Genomic DNA, 13,054 nt, shown 5'->3' on the forward strand with positions numbered 1-13,054 from the left:
GACGGAAGCCCGGGTCCGGGTGGCGGGAGGGGCGTCCACGCCACCCGGGTCGTGCCCGGCAGCGATCGGCTGCCGCGGTGCCGCGGCGTCAGAACTTGGCTGCCGCGGAGGGGGCCTTGAGCGTGCCCAGGTACTTGTGCCAGAGGTGGTTCGGGTCGGCCTCGACCGCCTCGACGATCTCCCGCATCGCGGCGAGGGCCTTGGGCTCCCCGTCGTACACATCGCCCTGGAGCATCTTGAGGACGTCCAGGCGGTAGCGCGGGTCCTGCACGAACGCCGTGAAGAGGATGTTGAGGCGGTAGTAGATCGAGATGAACTCGTACCAGTTATTGACCGCGCCGCGGAGCGTGTTGACGTACCCGTCGAACCGCTCCTTGCGAAAGTCCCCGGCCTTGTGCGCCGCGATGATGTCGGCGGCGGCGAGGCGGGCGCTGTTGAGCGCGACGCTGACACCGCTGGAGAAGATCGGGTCGACGAACCGGGCCGCGTCACCGATCATCACGAGCGAGTCGTCGGCGACCTTGCTCAGTGAGTAGCTGTAGTCGCCCTCGGCCTTGAACTCCTTGACCCGCTTGGCGTTCTTCAGCGCGTCCTGGAGGGCCGGGCGGCTGCCGATGGTGTCCCAGAAGAAGGTCTCCAGGTCGTTCTTGGCCTCCTTGAACCGGGCCTTCTGGGTCACGACACCTATGGAGGTGATGGTGTCCGTGATCGGGATCTGCCAGACCCAGGTGTCCTCCAGCGGGAGGAAGTGGATGAAGATGTAGTCCGCCTGGTCCTTGTTGACCGCGAGCGCCTTGCGGTCGAAGTCGTCGAACCAGGTGTGCACCGCGTACTGGTTGAAGACCGGGTCCGGCTCCTTGACCTTGAGCTGGCTGCCCATCATGGTGCGGCGGCCGCTGGCGTCGATGACCATGCGGACGGGGACGCCGACGGACTGGTTGCCGACCTTCGCCTGGATGACCGGGCGGTCCCGGTCGGTGAAGTCGACGCGGTTGACGCGGACACCGTGATAGACCTTCGCGCCCAGGCTCTCCGCGTGCTGGAGGAGGATCTGGTCGAACTTGCCGCGGTCGACGTGGAAGGTGTGGTCGCGGTCGACGCCGGCCTGGTCGCGCTCGCTGAAGAGGACCTCGGCGGCGCGGAAGTCGTGGTCCAGGCCCTGGAAGCCCAAGTGGTCGATGTTCCGGTCCTCGGCGGAGGTCCAGGCGGCGCCGTACTTCTTGGGGAAGCCCGCGGCCTCGACCTTCTCCATCGCCCCGGTGTCGATGAGCACCGGCGTCGTGGCCGGGACCAGCGACTCGCCGACGTGCTCGCGCGGAAAGGTCTCCGATTCGAAGACCACTACGGACAACCCCTCCTTGGCGAGATAGGAGGCGGCGGTGGAGCCGGCCGGACCGCCGCCGATGATGCCGATGTCGTAGTCGTAGTTCGCCGATGTCTCGGACACGTGATCTCCTGTCGCGAATTCGGGTGGGTGACGCCGTGCCGTGGCCGCTGGGACCTGTCCGGCGGGCAGGCCCTGGTCAGTGAGCGGGCGTACGCAGGGACAGCAGCAGGTCGGTGATGCTGTCCAGGTTCTGGAAGTTGGTGCCGGTCAGCTCGGTCGGCGGGATGTTGGTTCCCAGCTCGTCCCGGATGAAGGTGAGCAGCTGAGCGGTGTTGATCGAGGTGAGGATTCCCCACTCGAGCAACGGGGTGTCCGGGGAGATGCCCTGCGAGTCGGGCTCCGCGAGAAGCCGGTCCTGGACGAACTCGGTGAGCTGGGCGATCAGTTCGTCGCGGTCACTGGCCACGCCGTACCTCCTGGAGATGCGTTGAGGGGCGGGCGGTCCCGCCGGGATCCAACGGGGGTCCAAAGGAGTTCAACGCCCGTTGATTTCAACACCTGATGATGTCATTTCCTGATGAACTCTACTAGTGTTGAGTTCATCGTCAAGAGGCCAACGGGCAGTGATGACCGAGTGGTTGGAGAAGCGATGACCCAAGCCATGACTCAAGTGGCGGCCCGACCGGTGACCGTGCGCCGGCCCGGACCGCCGGCCGGAGAAGTGCACGTCTGGTCGGTACGGGAGCCCGGCCCCGGGCAGGAGACGGCACTGTGGCGCTGCCTGGACCTGCTCTCGCCGGACGAGCTGCGGCGGTGGCGGCACATGGTGCCCTCGCAGCGCACGCTGTACGCCTCGGCGCACGCCGCGCTGCGTACCGTGACGGCCGCGTACACCGGACTTACCGCGTCCCAAGTCACCTTCACCGCAGGCAGGTTGGGCAAGCCCTATGTGTCCGGGGACCCGGGCCTGCGGGTCAGCCTGGCGCATACGGAAGGGATGTCCCTGGTGGCGGTGAGCCGTGACGGGCCCACCGGCGTCGACGTCGAACGGATCAGACCGCTCCGGGATCCGGCGGGCCTGCGCCGCCAGGTGCTCTCCGACCACGAGGCGGCACAGTGGCCCGCGGACCGCGAAGGCCCCCTGAACAGCGGCCTGTTCACCCACTGGGCGTGCAAGGAGGCGGTCCTCAAGGCTCTCGGCAGCGGCCTGGCGGGTGATCTCACCGCGGTGCGGGTCACGCCCGGCGCGCGACGTGCGGGTCCGGTACGGGTGCAGTCGGCCCCCGGCTCGGCCGCACGGACATGGAATCTCCAACTCATCGACCTAGGAACCGAGTTCAGGGCCGCCGTGGCGGTCGCCGGGGGCGGCGGCGTCGTACGCGTGTACCCGCTCGAACCCGGTGAGTGGCCCGAACCGCCACCGCTCCCTTCGAGTCCCGCGACACCCACGACCCCGACCGGAAGCCCTCGCGCCCACTTCACCAGGGAGATCCCGCCATGCAGCAGTTGAGCACGCCCGGACCGACCGCCGCCGCCACGCCCGCACTGGCCGCCACCACGTCCGCGCCCGGCGGCGCCCGCCAGATCCGCCCCACGCTGCTGTGCCTGCCGCACGCGGGCGGTGCCGCGCGGGCCTTCGCCGGTCTGGAGGCCGCGTTGCCGGGGGCCGCGAGGATGACACTGCTGGAGCTGCCGGGGCACGGCAGCAGGATGGCCGAGCCGCTGCGTGAGGACTTCGACGCGGTCATGGAAGACCTGATCCGCGGCTCCGCCCCGCACACCACGGGGCAGTACGTGCTGCTCGGGCACAGCATGGGCGCGGCGTTCGCCTACGAGATGGGCCGCTACTGGAGCGCCCTGGGCCGCCCTCCGGCCGGTGTCGTCGTGGTGGGACGCAACGGCCCCACCGCACGGCGCATCCTGCCGGACCTGCACACTCTGTCGGCGCCGGCGTTCCTGGAGTCCGTGCGCCGGCTCGGCGGCACCCCGCCGCAGCTCTTCGAACACCCGGAACTGGTCAAGCTGTTCACCCCCATGCTGCGCGCCGACTTCACCATCTCGGAGACGTACACCCCGCTCCCCGGACCGCCGCTGGCATGCCCGCTGTGGGTGTGCGCGGGCGTGGACGACCCGATGGTGGACGATCCGGGGCTGCGGGACTGGGAGAACCACGGCGCCGGCGACGTCGCCATCGAGTGGCTGCCCGGCAACCACTTCCTGCTCGACGATCCGGCGTTCCATGCGTATGTGGCGGGGGTGCTGCGGGCGTTGCCCGAACCGCCGACGGGTGCCTGAGTACCAGGGCCTGTTCCCGTAAGGCTACGGCGAACAGACAGGCAGCGATGGGCGACTTCCTCGGCCTTGTTTCCCCTCGGTGGGCGCCTCGCTGAGCTGAACGAGTGATCTCGATCGGGACGGAGGCCCGGTTCCCGGAGTCGGCCAAGGAGGTCCCGGCCGGCGGGAGCCTGCGGCCGTTGCGCGATCCGCAGGCGGCCGGGCTCGACGACGATGAGGACGGTGGGCAGCACTGACCGGTCGGGGCGGGTGGGTCAGAGGGCGAACTCGACGGGCTCCTTGCCCTGCGTGACGAGGCTCTTCCACAGGTCGCTGGGGTTGCCGGTCGAGGCGTTGCGGAACTCCTCCCAGTACCAGTCGGCGCCCAGGAGCTGCTTGACGCGGGGTACGGCGACTCCGTCGGGTCCGGTGTAGTAGCGGACCTTCTCGATCTTGCCGTCGGTGACGGCCTCGTAGATGGCCTTCGCGGTGACGGCCGGGCTGGAGCCTGTGCCCTGCATGCTGAAGAAGCGCTGCATGCCGGACTGGTAGTCCTCGGGGACGTCGCCCGCCTGGTCGATCTTGGTGAAGATACGTGTGGCGTGGGCGCCTGGGAAGATCGCCTTGACCGAGACGCCGAAGTCGGCCATCTCGACGTTGAGGCCCTCGGAGAAGGCCGCGACCGCGGCCTTGGAGGCGGCGTAGACGGCGGTGTAGGGGTAGCCCTGGTCGGCGCTGATCGAGGCGATGTTGACGATCACGCCGGAACGCTGCTTGCGGAAGTACGGCACGAAGGCTTTGGTCAGGGCGATCAGGCCGAAGACGTTGGTCTGGAACTGGTCGTGGATCTGCTCCATCGACGCGGCCTCGACGGGGCCCATGTGGTAATAGCCGGCGTTGTTCACCAGCGCGTCGATGCCTCCGAACTGGGCGGCGGCCTGTTCGGCGAAGGCGGCGTCGGCCGCCTCGTCGTTGACGTCGAGCAGCAGGGTCTTCACGTTCGGCAGGTCATGGTGGATGGCGAGGTCCTTCTCCTTGCGGACGGTCGCCACGACGTTCCAGCCCTGGGACGCGAACAGGTGGACGCTGTCGCGGCCGAAGCCGGATGTAGTGCCGGTGATGACAACGGTGCGGTTCATGAGGGGAACTCCTTCGTTACTTTCTGTGCTCGATGGGTACGCGTGCGCATCTGTGCTCGATTTGAAAGGGAAGAGCACGGACGTTTCACGTCGGGAAGATCGCGGCGGACGGCACAGGTCACATGGAGGCTGCTCCGAGGGGGCCCGCAATTTCAGACCGCCGGTCTGTTGTGATGTGTCCAACGTAAGGCACCCCCGGTCTGATGTCAAAAGACCGGGGGTCTGTAATATGGAGGCATGAATACTTTCCAGCGTGCGCGTAGTGAGGAGCAGCGGGACATCCGGCGGCGGGCGATCCTCGACACCGCCGCCGCCATGCTCGACGAGATGCCCGCGAGCGCGGTCAGCCTCAACGAGCTGAGCCGTCGTGTCGGGCTGGCCAAGTCGAACGTACTGCGCTACTTCGAGTCCCGTGAGGCGATCCTGCTGGAGCTGCTGGACCACGCCTGGAAGCAGTGGACTGCCGACCTGCCGGAACCGCTGGCCGCGGGCATCGACGCGAAACTGTCGGGGGACGAGCGTGGCGAGCAGCTCGCCGCGGTGGTCACCACCTCCCTCGCAGAGCGCCGCGTACTGTGCGACCTGCTCAGCGCACAGGCCGGCGTACTGGAACACAACGTGTCCCCGGAGGTTGCTGCCCGCTACAAAAGAGCCGCGCTCGCCAACGTCGACACGCTCGCGGCCCTCGCCCGCGTTCACCTGCCCGAGCTGGGCGATCGGGCTCACCAGCTGGCCGCGTCCATGATCATGGTGATCGGTGCGGTGTGGACCCACGCCCGCCCGTCACAGGCGATGCTCGCCGCCTACGAAGCCGACCCGACCCTCGCTGTCCTGAAGATGGACTTCTCCACCGCCCTCCAGGAGATGCTGGCGACCCTCGCTGCCGGCACCCTCGCCCGTACCTCGTCCTGACCCCCCACCTTCCTAGGAGCAGTTGTGCGCGTCATCGTCTTCGGAGCGTCCGGCATGATCGGACACGGCGCACTGCGTGCCTGCCTTCTCGACGACACCGTCACGGAGGTACTCGCCGTCGTCCGGAGCCCTCTGTCCGCCGCCCACCCCAAGCTGCGGCAGATCGTCCACACCGACTTCACCGACTTCACCGCCATCCAGGACCAGTTGAAGGACCTGGATGCCTGCTTCTACTGTCTCGGCGTCTCCGCGGTCGGTCGCCGGGAGGAGGAGTACACGCGCGTCACCCATGACTACGCTCTTGCCGCAGCCCGCGCCTTGTGCGCCGCCAGTCCCGCGCTGACCTTCGTCTACGTCTCCGGCGAGGGCACCGACAGCACCGGAGAGAGCCGCCAGATGTGGGCACGGGTCAAGGGCCGCACCGAAAACGATCTGCTGGCTATGCCGATGGCGGGGTACATGTTCCGCCCCGGCTACGTCCAGCCCGTGGACGGAGTCACCTCCCGCACCCGCGTGTACCGCGTCCTGTACCGCGTCACCGCAGGCCTCTACCCGCTCCTGCGGCGTGCCTTCCCCCGCCATGTCACCACCACCGACGCCGTCGGCCGCGCCATGCTCGCCGCCGCCCGCCTGAACGGCGCCGGCCCCACGGTGCTGCGCAACCCCGACATCAACCGTCTCGCTGCGGTCGGGCCAGGACAAGCGCCCAAGCCTCGTACTCCTGACTGTCCTTGAGGCCGCATCAGGTGACCTCCGGTCACGGGTGCCTACCGCGCCGCCGGCCCTCGCCCCTGCTCGACAGGGGGAGGGCCGGCGGCGGAATGGTCCGTGTCAGGCGGCGGGGTGCGCTCGCACCTCGGAGAACTGCGCCCGCCAATAAGCAAGCGGCGTAAGGCCGGTGGAGATGTCGCCGTGCACCAGGCGGCCGATCAGCACCTGGTGGTCGCCCGCCAGATGACTGCTCGTCAGGATGCACTCCGCGAACGCCACGGTGTTGTCGAGCAGCGGCGCGGAGGTGCGCTTGCCCGGGGTCCAGGGCACGCCCGCGAACCGTTCGGGCACCGGGGAGGCGAAGGTGCGGGCCGTCTCGGCCATGCCGGCGGAGAGGAAGTTCACCGCGAAGACCGAGCTCTGGTGGATGGCTTCGAGTGTCGCGCTGGGCTGCTTGACACAGACCAGCAGCAGCGGCGGCGAGGCCGACACGCTGCACACCGCGCTACAGGTGAGGCCGCGCGGTTCGCCGTCGGCCGTGAGGCTGGTGACGACGCTCACCCCGGTCGGCAGGGAACCCATCACCGAACGGAAGGTGTGCAGGTCCACCTGGTCCAGCAGGGTCTCGGAGGTGCTGAGTCGTTCAGGCATGGGCAGGTCCTCGTCTCTGAGGCCGAGGCGGGTCAGGGCCGCGGAGGTCATCGGGGTTCACCGGGTGGCTGCCATCGGGATGCGTCGTACGCCCGGCATAGGGAATTGCCGTGTGCCGGGCATCGGCAAGCGTCGTACGCCCGGCACAGGGAAGCGCCGTATGCCGGACGCCGGGAATCGCCGTGTGTCAGGCATCGGACGCGCCGTATGCCGGGCATTACGGCTCATCGCCCGTCGATGGCGGTGATCTGCTTCAGCAGGGCCTGCCGGTCCGTCTTGCCGTTGCCGGTCAGGGGCAGTTCGGGGACGACATGGACCGCGTCGATCACCATGTAGAGGGGCAGCCGGTCGGCACACTCGCGCTTGAGTTCGAGCAGGCCGGGACCCCCCGGGCCCTCCGACACCACCACGGCGTGGATCTTCGCGTCCAGACCGTCGCCCACCACGACACACGACGCGGAGGCGACCTTGGGATGGGCGGAGACCACCGTCTCGATGTCGCCGAGCTCGATGCGATGCCCGCGCACCTTGACCATGTGGTCGCGCCGGCCCACGTACTCCAGCATCCCGTCGGGCCCCATCCGGCCGATGTCACCGGTGTAGTAGGCGCCCTTGTGCGGCTCCTGGCCCCAGTAGCCGAGCATCACGGTCGGGCCGCTGACCACGATCTCGCCCTCACGCTCGCGCGGCGGGTGGATCCGGATGCGGTCGCCGCTGACGGCGGTGCCGATCGGCAGCGGACGGGTGCTGCCCAGATCGCGGTCGGTGACCTCGTAACTGGTGCACACATTGGTCTCGGTCGGCCCGTACCAGTTGAGCATCCGCACATCCGGCCACGCCTTGCGCAGCTCGTGGACCTGCTGGATGGGAAACGGCTCCCCGGCGAACACGCACACCCGCAGATCGGCCGGCGGCTCGTCGCTGAGCAGCTCGCCGCGCTGCATCATCAGGACCAGCGCGGACGGCACCGAGTACCAGACGGAGATCCGTTCGCGGCGCATCAGCGCGCCCAGCTGGGCGGGGTCGTAGGCCAGGCCCTCGGGGACCAGGACGACCGAGGCGCCGGCCAGGAAGGTGGCGTACAGGTCGAAGACGGAGAGGTCGAAGTTGAACGGCGCGTGGTTGGAGAGCCGGTCGTCCGCGGTGACGCCCACTTCGTCGGCGGCCCAGCGGATGAAGGAGAGGGCGTTCCTGTGGCTGATGCAGACGCCCTTGGGCTCGCCGGTGGAGCCCGAGGTGTAGAGGATGTACGCCGGCTCGTCGGGCTCGTTCTCGTACGGCGCCGGGGCGTCGGCCGCCGGGGCCTCCTCGCGCACCTCGTCGAAGGAGACGAGCGGCAGGGAGTCGTCCCAGCCGGCGGCCGTGGCGCGGCGGATACCGTCGGAATCGGCCACGACGAGGGCGGGCGTGCAACTGGCGGCGATCCGCCGGACCCGGGCCGCCGGGTTGTTGGCGCTGACCGGTGCGTAGATCGCGCCGACGCGCAGCGCGCCCTGCATGAGGGCGATGGCGTCCAGGGTCTTGTGGGTCCACAGCACGACCCGGTCGCCGGGGCGCACGCCGCGGCGGTGCAGCGCCGCCGCGTACCGGTCGGCGAGGTCGTCCAGCTCCCGGTAGCTGAACACCCCCTGGGACGAGCGCACGGCCGGGGCGTCCGGGGCGCGCCGGGCGGAGTCGATGACGAGCTGGTGGAGCCTCACAGGCCTATCTCCTTCACTATCAACTGACGCTGGATGTCCGAGGTTCCCGAGAAGATCGTGCTGGGCACGGCGTCGCGCAGCGCGGCCTCGATGCCGTCCTCACGCAGATAGCCGCGGCCCCCGAAGACCCGGACCGCGTCGGCGGCGGACGCCAGCACGCCCTCGGACACGGCCAGCTTCGACAGGGCGATCTCCAGCACGGACGCCTCGCCCTGGTCCATCGACCAGCAGGCGCGGTACAGCAGCAGCCGGGCGCTCTCCAGGCGCAGCTTCATGTCGGCGATGCGGTTCGCCACCGACTGGAACTCGCCGATCCTGCGCCCGAACTGACGGCGCTCCCGGGCGTGCGCGACGCACTGTTCCAGGAGCCGGTCGAGCAGACCGAGGTAGAGGGCGAAGAGGCAGGCGCGCTCCCAGCCCATGGAGTGCTGGAAGATCGCCGCGCCCGCGCCGACACCGCCGAGCACCTGCTCCTCGGGCACGAAGCAGTCCTCGAAGGTGACCGGGCCGGCCGGGCAGGAGTGCAGGCCCATCTTCTCGTAGGGCTTGCCCACGACTACGCCGGGCGTGTCCCGGTCGACGACCAGACCCGTGACCCCGAGGAAGCCCATCTTGGGATTGACGGTCGCGTACGTCACGTACACGTCGGCGGCCGGTCCGTTGGAGACGAAGCTCTTCGTGCCGTTGAGCACGAACCCGCCGTCGGTGGGCGTCGCGGTCATGCCGAGCCGCGAGGAGTCCGAGCCGGCCTCCGGCTCCGTCATCGCGTTGCCCGCGATCAGCCGGCCCGCCGCCAGCTCGGGCAGCAGCCGCCGGCGCAGGGCGTCGCCGCCGAACCGTGCGAGGGGTACGGCGCAGGCGAAGGTGTGCGCCGCCGCGCCGAACACCAGGCCGGTGTCGGCGCAGCCACGGCCCACGGCCTCCACGACACGCGCGGTGTCGATCGCGCCGAGGCCCTGCCCGCCGTACTCCTTGGGCAGGCAGGACCCGAGCATGCCGATCTCGCCGAGCCGCAGCCAGTCCTTGCGGGTGTAGAAGCCGTGGCCCGCGCCGGGCGCCGCGGGGAACGCGTCCCGCGTCGCGTCCAATACCTCGTCGTAGCGGGCCTGTTGGCCCTCGTTCCAGCCGAACTCCACATCTGCTCCTGGGGTACGGGGAAGGGGGCGCCCTCCCTGATCGGATCGCTGGTCAGTCGGTTTCGGGGAAGTGGCGCAGGTTGTGCGGGCCCACGTAACGCAGCCTGGGGTGGATGCGCCCCTGCTGGGCCCGCTGTTCCTCGACGTGGGCGAGCCAGCCGGGGACCCGGGCCGCCGCGAACATCGGGACGAACAGGTCGGAGGGCATGCCGAGCAGGTGGTAGATCGCGGCGGCGTAGCAGTCCACGGTCAGATAGGGGCGGGGCCCCTTCGACGGGTGGGCGGCGGCCCGTACGGCGTCCAGGACCTGGAGGATGCGATCGCTGCCGGGGCCCGCGTTGAACCGGCGGGCCGCTTCGCGCAGCGGCCTGACCCGGGGGTCCTCCTCGGCGTGCGAGCCGGGCCTGGCGCGGGTGGCGGAGGCCTGGTCGGCCCGCCCGCGCAGATAGGCGGCGGTGGTGTCCGGGTCGCCGTCCTCCCGGGCCACGTCGATCACCTGGTGGGCGGCGCCGCCGTGCAGCGGCCCGGTGAACGTGGCGAGCGCGACGGTGATGGTGGCGAAGGTGTCGGCGCCGGTGCCGGCCGCGACCCGGGCCGCGAACGCCGAGGCGTTGCAGCCGTGTTCGGCCTGGAGGACCAGGCAGAGGTCGACCAGCCGCACCCGCTCCGGATCGCGGGGCAGGCCCAGCATGTAGAGGATGTTCTCGGCGTGCGACAGCTCGGGCGCGGGGCTCGGCAGCCGCCGCCCGGCGCGGGCCGCCTGCTGGGTGGCGAAGATCGTCGGGATCCGCGCGATCAGGCGTTCCCGCAGGTCGATGTGGGCCGCCGGGTCGGCGTTCGCCTCCGCGGCGACGCCGAGTGCGGGGACCGCGGTCCGCAGCACGGACGACGTACTGGAGTTGGCGTTGAGCACGAGGTTCGTCGCGACCATGGGCGGCAGTTCACGGGCCGCGGCGAGCCGGGCCTTGAAGGCGCTGAGCTCCTCGGAGTCCGGCAGCCAGCCGCGGATCAGCAGATGGACGACCTCCTCGAAGGTCACCCGGCCGATCAACTCCTCGATGGGATAACCCCGGTAGGCCAGCCGGCCGTGGACCGGGTCCACCTCGGAGATCCCCGTCTCCCCGACGACCACCTGCGAGATGTCGGTCAGCTCCTGCTCGATGCCCGCCGGCACCGGGCCCGGCAGCGCGGGGGCGATGGACGAGGCGTCCGGGGGGACTTTGAACGGGGTGAGTTCGGCGAGCCGTTCGTCGTAGAAGGCACGCAACTGCCCTACCGAATCGATGTGTTCGATGAGGTGATCGTCGAGGGTGGTGCCCAACTCGTGCTCCAGATGGACCTGGAGTTCCACGGCGGTGAGGTTGTCCCAGCTGGCCACGGCGCGAAGCTGCATCTCGTCGCCGATGAACTCCGACGGCATGTCGAAGACGCGGGAAAGAGTGCTGATGACGGGGTGCACCTGGGCCTTCTCCTTGTCTGAGCGTCGCTTCTCCTGTGGGTGCCGAGCGACGAGGGGGGTGAGGTGTCGCGGCGCGGACGGGGTGCGCGGCCGGAGCCCCGCGTGGAGCCGGACCGGCCCCGAGGCAGGCCGCGCGTGCTGCCGGACCCGGCTATCCGGCCAGGTCCGAGGCCTGCTCGCCGGCCGGCTCAGGCATCCGGACCACCGAGGAGGCCGGGGCCGGCGTTGAGGGCGTAGCGGGTGTGGCGATCAGATCCATCCGGGAGCGAGGGAAAAGGAACGGGAGGAGCGGGCCGGTCATGGCCGTGGTGATCAGCGCCATGAGGACCATCTCGGTGAAGAGGGTCCGGTCGAGCACCCCCAGGCTGAGCCCGACACCGAGGATGATCAGCTCGGTCAGGCCCCGGGTGTTCATCAGGACGCCGACGCCCGTCGACTCCCGCCAGCCCAGGCCGAAGGACTTGGCCGGCAGACCGGCACCGAGCAGCTTGCCGAGGATGGCGGCGGAGAGAATCAGACCCAACTCGCCCCAGGCGGTGAGCGACATGGCGGCGACGTCGACCGAGAGCCCGGTGACGATGAAGTAGACGGGCAGCATCAGTTCACCGGCGTGCTGGAGCGGGCGCAGCATCTTCTCCTCCAGCAGGGCCTCCGGCTTGCGGGGCATCACCAGGCCGAAGGCGAAGGCGCCGAAGATGGGGTGGATGCCGATCTTCGACGTGGTGTACGCGGAGAGCAGCAGGCCCGCCGTGACCAGCGCCGCCAGATAGACGCCCGTGCCGCGCTTGGATATCCGGGCGACCCCGCGGGCCAGCAGCGGGCGGACCACGACGATCATCGCGGCGCCGTAACCGGCCGACATCCAGAGGGTGTCGGTGAAGCCGGAGGGGCCGGACGCGGTCACGATGGCGACCACCCCGGCGAGCAGGCACCAGGCCAGTACGTCGCCGAAGGCCGCGCTGGTCAGCGCGAGCGCGCCGATCTTCGTACGGCCGAGGTTGTTGTCCTTGAGGATGCGGGCGAGCACCGGGAACGCGGTGATCGACATGCTGACACCCAGGTACAGGGCGAACGAACTGAACGGCACCTTTTCGCCGTTGACGTGCGAGTGGCTGTGGTAGATCAGCGCGGCGACCCCGAAGCCGAGGACCATCGGGGCGAGGATGCTGCCCGCGGTCACTCCGGCGACCGAGGTCTTCCGGCGCTTCATGGTCGTCCAGTCGAGCTCCCAGCCCACAGTGAACATGAAGAGCAGCAGACCGAGTTGGGCGACCATCGAGAGTAACGGGCGTACCTCGTCGGGAAACAGACGCTGGGTCGGGTTCCCGGGGAGCAGTCCCAGCAGGCTGGGGCCCAGCAGGATGCCCGCGGTGATCTCGCCGATGACGGCGGGCTGGCGCACGCGTCGCGCGAGATGGGCGAGGACCGTACCCGCGATCAGAATGCCGGCGATACCGGCGATGGCGGTGGCCTGCAGTGCTTCGGCGGTGTGCGGATGCGTCACGGCATCTCCTCCGGCATCGAAACTGGTCAGATATTGAACTTAATTCACTGGACGTTGAACTCAACTGATGATGAGTTTTGCATGTGCCGTGGTGCGCGCACAAGGGGCGTCGAGGGCTGTCGGGGCTTGTCGGGGTCACGCCTTCGTGCGAAACTCCCTCCTTGTTGAGTTCAACGTATGTTGAGTTCATTGATGGTTGAGTTTTCTTGTCGAGCGTGAACCGCGGAAGGTGGTGCCTGAC

General features: G+C 69.4%; 13 protein-coding genes. 5 read left to right on the top strand and 8 right to left on the bottom strand.

Annotation, left to right across the window (positions count from 1 at the left end; all coding sequences use genetic code 11):
* Positions 1-88: 88 nt before the first annotated feature.
* Both OG975_RS39050 and OG975_RS39055 read right to left on the bottom strand, forming a co-directional pair.
* The gene (locus OG975_RS39050) at positions 89-1,447 is read right to left on the bottom strand and encodes an NAD(P)/FAD-dependent oxidoreductase (RefSeq protein WP_406334216.1); all 1,359 of its coding nucleotides are present in this window, start codon (positions 1,445-1,447) and stop codon (positions 89-91) included.
* 76 nt (positions 1,448-1,523) lie between these two features.
* Positions 1,524-1,793, bottom strand: a complete 270-nt coding sequence (locus OG975_RS39055) for an acyl carrier protein (RefSeq protein ID WP_406334217.1) — start codon at positions 1,791-1,793, stop codon at positions 1,524-1,526.
* 183 nt (positions 1,794-1,976) lie between these two features.
* On the opposite strand from OG975_RS39055, the gene OG975_RS39060 reads away from it, so the two are divergent.
* From OG975_RS39060 to OG975_RS39070, 3 genes are all read left to right on the top strand, one after another.
* Positions 1,977-2,837 carry a 4'-phosphopantetheinyl transferase family protein gene (locus tag OG975_RS39060; RefSeq protein WP_406334219.1) on the top strand — a complete coding sequence of 287 codons (861 nt, stop codon included), beginning with the start codon at positions 1,977-1,979 and terminating at the stop codon, positions 2,835-2,837.
* On the top strand, positions 2,825-3,622 hold the full coding sequence (locus tag OG975_RS39065; RefSeq protein WP_406334221.1) for a thioesterase II family protein: 798 nt from the start codon (positions 2,825-2,827) through the stop codon (positions 3,620-3,622). The genes OG975_RS39060 and OG975_RS39065 overlap by 13 nt, the downstream gene beginning before the upstream one ends.
* 104 nt (positions 3,623-3,726) lie before the next feature.
* Positions 3,727-3,858 carry a hypothetical protein gene (locus OG975_RS39070; RefSeq protein WP_406334222.1) on the top strand — a complete coding sequence of 44 codons (132 nt, stop codon included), beginning with the start codon at positions 3,727-3,729 and terminating at the stop codon, positions 3,856-3,858.
* A gap of 18 nt (positions 3,859-3,876) precedes the next feature.
* Here the strand turns inward: OG975_RS39070 and OG975_RS39075 are convergent, their stop codons facing one another.
* Positions 3,877-4,740: an SDR family NAD(P)-dependent oxidoreductase gene (locus OG975_RS39075; RefSeq protein WP_406334223.1), complete on the bottom strand. Its 864-nt coding sequence runs from the start codon at positions 4,738-4,740 to the stop codon at positions 3,877-3,879.
* A 237-nt stretch (positions 4,741-4,977) separates the two neighbouring features.
* Here OG975_RS39075 and OG975_RS39080 point away from each other — a divergent pair, with 237 nt between their 5' ends.
* The gene (locus OG975_RS39080; protein WP_406334224.1) at positions 4,978-5,652 is read left to right on the top strand and encodes a TetR family transcriptional regulator; all 675 of its coding nucleotides are present in this window, start codon (positions 4,978-4,980) and stop codon (positions 5,650-5,652) included.
* Between the two features lie 24 nt (positions 5,653-5,676).
* Positions 5,677-6,387, top strand: coding sequence for an NAD-dependent epimerase/dehydratase family protein (locus OG975_RS39085; RefSeq protein WP_406334226.1), 711 nt, complete (start codon positions 5,677-5,679; stop codon positions 6,385-6,387).
* Between the two features lie 96 nt (positions 6,388-6,483).
* On the opposite strand, the gene OG975_RS39090 is transcribed toward OG975_RS39085, so the two are convergent.
* The 5 genes from OG975_RS39090 to OG975_RS39110 form a co-directional block, all read right to left on the bottom strand.
* Positions 6,484-7,014, bottom strand: coding sequence for a flavin reductase family protein (locus OG975_RS39090; RefSeq protein ID WP_369263747.1), 531 nt, complete (start codon positions 7,012-7,014; stop codon positions 6,484-6,486).
* A 224-nt stretch (positions 7,015-7,238) separates the two neighbouring features.
* Positions 7,239-8,714 carry an amino acid adenylation domain-containing protein gene (locus OG975_RS39095; protein ID WP_406334228.1) on the bottom strand — a complete coding sequence of 492 codons (1,476 nt, stop codon included), beginning with the start codon at positions 8,712-8,714 and terminating at the stop codon, positions 7,239-7,241.
* Positions 8,711-9,850: an acyl-CoA dehydrogenase family protein gene (locus OG975_RS39100; RefSeq protein WP_406334230.1), complete on the bottom strand. Its 1,140-nt coding sequence runs from the start codon at positions 9,848-9,850 to the stop codon at positions 8,711-8,713. Before OG975_RS39100 ends, OG975_RS39095 begins: the two co-directional genes overlap by 4 nt.
* 52 nt (positions 9,851-9,902) lie before the next feature.
* Positions 9,903-11,309 carry a citrate/2-methylcitrate synthase gene (locus OG975_RS39105; protein ID WP_406334231.1) on the bottom strand — a complete coding sequence of 469 codons (1,407 nt, stop codon included), beginning with the start codon at positions 11,307-11,309 and terminating at the stop codon, positions 9,903-9,905.
* A gap of 151 nt (positions 11,310-11,460) precedes the next feature.
* Complete coding sequence (locus OG975_RS39110; protein WP_406334232.1) at positions 11,461-12,813, bottom strand: cation:proton antiporter; 1,353 nt, start codon at positions 12,811-12,813, stop codon at positions 11,461-11,463.
* Between the last annotated feature and the right edge of the window lie 241 nt (positions 12,814-13,054).

The sequence above is a fragment of the Streptomyces sp. NBC_00203 genome (genome assembly GCF_045206325.1).
Classification (GTDB): domain Bacteria; phylum Actinomycetota; class Actinomycetes; order Streptomycetales; family Streptomycetaceae; genus Streptomyces; species Streptomyces lutosisoli.

Bases quoted from the DNA above. Each gene is read 5' to 3' on its own strand.
- OG975_RS39060 (WP_406334219.1), top strand. From the start codon at position 1,977: ATGACCCAAGCCATGACTCAAGTGGCGGCCCGACCGGTGACCGTGCGC.
- OG975_RS39065 (WP_406334221.1), top strand. From the start codon at position 2,825: ATGCAGCAGTTGAGCACGCCCGGACCGACCGCCGCCGCCACGCCCGCA.
- OG975_RS39075 (WP_406334223.1), bottom strand. From the start codon at position 4,740: ATGAACCGCACCGTTGTCATCACCGGCACTACATCCGGCTTCGGCCGC.
- OG975_RS39080 (WP_406334224.1), top strand. From the start codon at position 4,978: ATGAATACTTTCCAGCGTGCGCGTAGTGAGGAGCAGCGGGACATCCGG.
- OG975_RS39090 (WP_369263747.1), bottom strand. From the start codon at position 7,014: ATGCCTGAACGACTCAGCACCTCCGAGACCCTGCTGGACCAGGTGGAC.